This is a genomic window from Thermodesulfobacteriota bacterium (assembly GCA_026415035.1).
Classification (GTDB): domain Bacteria; phylum Desulfobacterota; class BSN033; order BSN033; family UBA1163; genus RBG-16-49-23.
In genome coordinates, this window is record JAOAHX010000079.1 from 1 (window position 1) to 514 (window position 514).

The 514-nt window shown below is 47.1% G+C and carries 2 protein-coding genes; both read right to left on the reverse strand.

Annotated features, from left to right (window positions below; translation table 11 throughout):
- Positions 1-167 (reverse strand): energy-coupling factor ABC transporter permease (locus N3G78_14925; GenBank protein ID MCX8119209.1); only part of this gene is annotated, 167 nt, incomplete at its 3' end.
- Positions 168-285: 118 nt separating this feature from the next.
- The coding region (locus N3G78_14930) for a transporter (protein ID MCX8119210.1) at positions 286-514 on the reverse strand (229 nt) is incomplete at its 5' end.

Below are 514 nucleotides of genomic sequence, written 5' to 3' on the forward strand. Positions count from 1 at the left end.
GAGATGACGAAGACGACCGCCGCCATCAGGCCGACCAGGGGCTTAAGGGAGAGGTCCGAGGAGGAAAGTTTTTTGAGTCTCACCAATCCCCAGGCGATGAAGGGAATAGCGATGGCAAACCAGAAAATCGCCCAGTTGAAGGGTAAGATCCCCTCCGAGATGTGCATGGCCTGGGCGTTTGAAACAGTAAGCAGTGGGCAGAAGACAGTTAACAGTATCGAAATAAATAAAATTTTTGAATGTTGAATCTTGAATTTTGATTTATGCATTTTAGTTACCCCCCTCCTAAAATCTGAAGACTATCCCTCCGAGGATAGTCAAATCGGTTTCCGGTTTGTTCAGGCCGCCTTTGACGCCAAAATCGATATCGATCTTTTCGGAGAGCGAATAGATCAGGCCGCCTAAAAGAAACGCAGGATGTCTGTTCGATTGTTTGTAGACATTTCTCTCCATTCCGATATTTCCAACCAGCTTCAGGTCTTTCACAACCTCCCATTCCGAGGCAAAGGAGACG